This is a genomic window from Kocuria sp. (assembly GCF_030536815.1).
In the GTDB taxonomy this organism is placed as follows: domain Bacteria; phylum Actinomycetota; class Actinomycetes; order Actinomycetales; family Micrococcaceae; genus Kocuria; species Kocuria gwangalliensis.
On the sequence record NZ_JAUNPE010000164.1, the window covers coordinates 1 to 4,479 of the forward strand.

Consider the following 4,479-nt stretch of genomic DNA (forward strand, 5'->3'; position numbering starts at 1 on the left):
GCGTCAGCGTTGGGCTTCTTGGAACCGGGCTCCACGAACTCGAGCGCCATCATGGCGCCGCGCCCGCGCAGCTCGCCCACGATGGGCGAGGACTCGGCAAGGTCGCCCAGCTCTTCCTTGATGATCTTCTCGATCTCCAAGGCGCGCTCCTTCAGGCCCCACTCTTCAATGGTCTCAAGGGCGCCCAGGGCTGCCGCACACGCGACGGGGTTGCCGCCGTAGGTGCCACCCAACCCGCCGCCGTGCACGGAGTTCATGATCTCCGCACGACCCACCACGCCGGACAGCGGCATACCGCCGGCGATGCCCTTGGCGAAGGTCACCAGGTCGGGCTCGATGCCATCCCACTCGGAGGAGAACCACTTGCCGGTGCGTGCCACGCCGGCCTGGACCTCGTCGGCCACGAACACGGCGCCGTTGTCCTGACACCACTTGGTCAGGGCCGGCAGGAAGCCCTCGGCGGGGACGATGAAGCCACCCTCACCCTGGATGGGCTCGATGACCACTGCGGCAACGTTCTCCGCACCGACCTGCTTCTCGATCAGCAGCAGCGCGCGCTCGGCCGCTTCCTGACCGGTCATGCCGTCAGCGTCGCGGAACGGGTAGGACATGGGAACGCGGTACACGTCGGATGCGAACGGCCCGAAGCCCTGCTTGTAGGGCATGACCTTGGAGGTCATGGCCAGCGTCAGGTTGGTGCGACCGTGGTACGCGTGGTCGAAGACGACCACCGCGGTGCGCTTGGTGTACGTGCGGGCGAGCTTGACCGCGTTCTCCACTGCCTCGGAACCCGAGTTGAACAGGGCCGCACGCTTGTCGAAGGAACCCGGAGTCAGCTCGGCGATCTTTTCGCCGAGTTCCACGTAGCCCTCGTAGGGGGTGACCATGAAGCACGTGTGGGTGAACTTCTCCACCGCGTTCTTGACGTTCTCCACAACCTTGGGTGCGGAAGCGCCCACGGAGGTCACGGCGATGCCGGAGCCCAGGTCGATCAGCTGGTTGCCGTCGACATCCAGGATCACGCCGCCGTCCAGCTTGTCCGCGTACGCGGGCACGGAGGATGCCACGCCGGAAGCAATTGCATTGCCGCGACGCTGCGCCAATTCCTGGGACTTGGGGCCCGGAACGGCGGTCTTCAGCTCACGCTTCTGTTCCAGCGTGTATTCGATTTCAGCCATAGTTGTGTTGCTGTCCTTTCACAGATCAAAAATTGGAGGCCGGATCAGGCCCAGGGAGAAGGCAGGCCCATGTACTGGGTGGTGGTGTACTCGGCAATGCCCTCAGCGCCGCCCTCGCGGCCCAGACCGGATTCCTTGACGCCACCGAAAGGAGCCGCAGCGTTGGAAATCACGCCCACGTTCATGCCCAGCAGACCATATTCAATGCGCTCACCAATGCGCAGTGCGCGGGAAATGTTCTCGGTGAACACGTAGGACGCCAGCCCGTACTCGGTGGAGTTGGCGAGCCGAACGGCGTGATCTTCGTCCGTGAAGGTGATGACCGGAGCCACGGGGCCGAAGATCTCCTCGGTGAACACGCGGCTGTCCTCGGTCACGCCGGTGATCAGCGTGGGCTCGAAGAAGTAGCCGGCGCCGTCCACGGCCTTGCCGCCCACGGCAATGGTCGCGCCCTTCTCCTTGGCGTCCTCGACGAGTTCGGCGACGCCGTCGCGGGCCTTCTTCTCGACCAGCGGGCCCACGTCCGTGCCGTCTTCCAAGCCGTTACCGGTCTTGAGAGCTGCGAGCTTCTCCCCGAACTTCGTGGAGAACTCCTCGGCCACGGACTCGTGCACCAGGAAACGGTTGGCGGCGGTGCACGCCTCACCCATGTTGCGCATCTTGGCGGCCATGGCGCCCTCGACGGCCTTGTCCAGATCGGCATCCTCGAAGACGATGAACGGGCCGTTGCCGCCCAGCTCCATGGAGGTGCGCAGCACGCGGTCCGCAGCGGTCTTCATGAGCTGCTTACCCACCGGGGTGGAGCCGGTGAAGGAGACCTTGCGAAGGCGCGGATCATCCATGATCGGACCGGACACCTTGGAGGCGGAGGCCGAGCACACCACGTTGAGGACACCTGCGGGAATGCCGGCCTCGATCATCAAATTTGCGAAGTACTGCGAGGTCAGCGGGGTCAAGCGCGCGGGCTTGAGGATCATGGTGCAACCGGCGGCCACGGCGGGGGCGACCTTACGGGTGGCCATGGCCAGCGGGAAATTCCACGGGGTGATCAAGAGGCACGGGCCCACGGGCTTGTGGGTCACGATCATCTTGAGGTTGCCCTCGGGGGTGTCCGCGTACCGGCCGTAGTGGCGGGGTGCTTCTTCGGAGAACCAGCGCATGAACTGGTTGGCGTACGCAACCTCGCCGCGGGACTCCTTGAGCGGCTTACCCATTTCCAGGGTCATCAGCGTGGCAAGTTCCTCGGTGTGCTCCTTCACCAAGTCGTACGCGCGCATCAGAATGTCCGAGCGTTCCCGGGTGGAAGTGCGGGCCCAGGACTCCTGGGCGTTCGCGGCGGCGTCCATGGCCGCACGGGAATCATCCTCGGTGGCCGAGGCCAAGGTGGCAAGGACTTCGCCGGTGGCGGGGTTCTCGACATCGAAGGTGCCGCCGTCCGAAGCGTCGCGCCATTCACCATTGATCAACAAACCCGTGGGAGTGCCCTCAAGCAGTGCAGAAATGTTCTCTTGGCTAGTCATATTGTGCCTCTCTCACAGTTCCATCTGAAGAACTGGGCAGTCGAAGGTGCTTGGGCGCAATGTCCCTGCGTCCATGGTATGCCCCGGGGCAAGTCGTGACACGCCTTATTTCTTGCGGGCTTCCACCGCCGCCACCAGGCGGGGTTCGGCGTCAGCTCCGGGCTCGATACCGCGCGGAATGCGGACCATGAAAACCAGCCCGAGAACCCACCAGAAAGCAAAGATCACGTAGGGGGCGAGCCCCAAGCCGGCAGGCATGCCCGGGATGTACAGAATTGCCAGTCCGGCGCACAGCACGACCGACAAAATGCCGATGACCGTGCCCCCGTTGCCGCGACCACCGATGCGGAAGGGGCGTTCCATCTCAGGCTCGCGTTTGCGCAGGATCACGAACACGATCGAGACCAGCAGGTAGGCGATCACAATGGATGGTGAGCCCGAATCCACCAGCCAACCCAGCATTTCCTCGCCAAAGAACGGTGCAATAAAGGAGAGTGCGCCCACGAACAACAGGGCATTGACGGGCGTCCCGTGTGTGGGGTGGATCTTGCCGAACCAACCGGGCAGCATGCGGGAGTTGCCCAGCGCCCACAGCAGGCGTGAGGCGCCCATGAGCAGGGAGTTCCACGACGTCAGAATGCCCGCCAGGCCGCCGGCCAGAAGAAGGTTCGCCATGACCTGGGAATTGAACACGGCACCCATGGCATCCGCCACGGCGATGTCCGCGACCGCGAGTTCCTCGACGGGAAGCGATGCGGACGTGGCGAGAATCACGGCTGCGTACCAGACTGTTGCGAGCAGAACGGACGTGATGATGGTGCCGCCCAATTTCTTGGGGGACAAGTTCATTTCCTCGGACACCTGCGGAATCACGTCGAATCCGACGAACAAGAACGGCACGACCACCAGGACCAGGAAAAATCCGCTGATGCCGTTGTCGAAGAACGGTTCCATGTTGCGCGTGGAGCCACCGAAGAACGCACCGAAAATCATCATGAGGCCCACCAGCACCAGGAAAATGATCACGAAGATTTGCACGGTGGAGGCCTGCTTCACGCCGCGGATGTTGATCCACGTGATGATAACCGCGCACAGAGACCCGAGCAGGGCCCAGGTGAGGTTGACCTCGAATCCAGCCACGGTCCACAACGGTATCTGGCTCAGGTTCGGGAAAATATACTCCACCGTTCGCGGGACGGCCACCGCCTCGAACGCCACGATGGTGATGTAACCGACCGTGATTCCCCACGAGCCGATGAAGGCCCAGCGCGCGCCCATGCCGCGCAGCAGATAGTTGTGTTCACCGCCGGCCGCCGGCATGGCGGCCACCAGTTCGCCGTACACCAGTCCGACCACCGCCATGATGGCTCCGCCGGCCACCATGGCGAGCGCGGCACCCAGCGTTCCGGCGTCGTCAAGCCAGCCACCGGTCAGGACCACCCAGCCGAAGCCGATCATGGCTCCGAACCCCAGGGCGATCGCATCTATCCGGCCCAGGACTTTCTTGAATCCCCGCTGGTCTGCGTGCGTCATAAAGGAGTCCTATCGAACGAATATGAGAGTTGACTCACCCATTGTGTCGTTCAAAGGACTCACGTGTGTTTCTAGCAGTGACATTGCGTGGTGCCCGGCACCGCGCGGCTACGCGCCGACGGCGACACCGCTGGCGACGTCGCGGGGGACCGGTGCCCCGTCAGAGAATAGGTCTCCGGCCACTTCTGTTGTCAGGCGGCGTGATTGCAGTGTGCGCAGGTGCAGTTTTCACACGTGCAGTTCTCGCA

Annotated in this window: 3 protein-coding genes; all 3 read right to left on the minus strand. The window is 63.6% G+C overall.

The window, feature by feature from the left end:
* Positions 1–1,178: 4-aminobutyrate--2-oxoglutarate transaminase (gene gabT, locus Q4E95_RS11325; protein ID WP_303383407.1), on the minus strand; the 1,178-nt coding region annotated here is incomplete at its 3' end.
* 44 nt (positions 1,179–1,222) lie between these two features.
* Positions 1,223–2,698, minus strand: a complete 1,476-nt coding sequence (locus tag Q4E95_RS11330; protein WP_303383408.1) for an NAD-dependent succinate-semialdehyde dehydrogenase — start codon at positions 2,696–2,698, stop codon at positions 1,223–1,225.
* Positions 2,699–2,803: 105 nt separating this feature from the next.
* Positions 2,804–4,231 carry an APC family permease gene (locus tag Q4E95_RS11335; protein ID WP_303383409.1) on the minus strand — a complete coding sequence of 476 codons (1,428 nt, stop codon included), beginning with the start codon at positions 4,229–4,231 and terminating at the stop codon, positions 2,804–2,806.
* Positions 4,232–4,479 lie beyond the last annotated feature (248 nt).

Excerpts from the sequence above, each read along its gene's own strand:
- Q4E95_RS11330 (WP_303383408.1), bottom strand. The coding sequence starts at position 2,698 with ATGACTAGCCAAGAGAACATTTCTGCACTGCTTGAGGGCACTCCCACG.
- Q4E95_RS11335 (WP_303383409.1), bottom strand. The coding sequence starts at position 4,231 with ATGACGCACGCAGACCAGCGGGGATTCAAGAAAGTCCTGGGCCGGATA.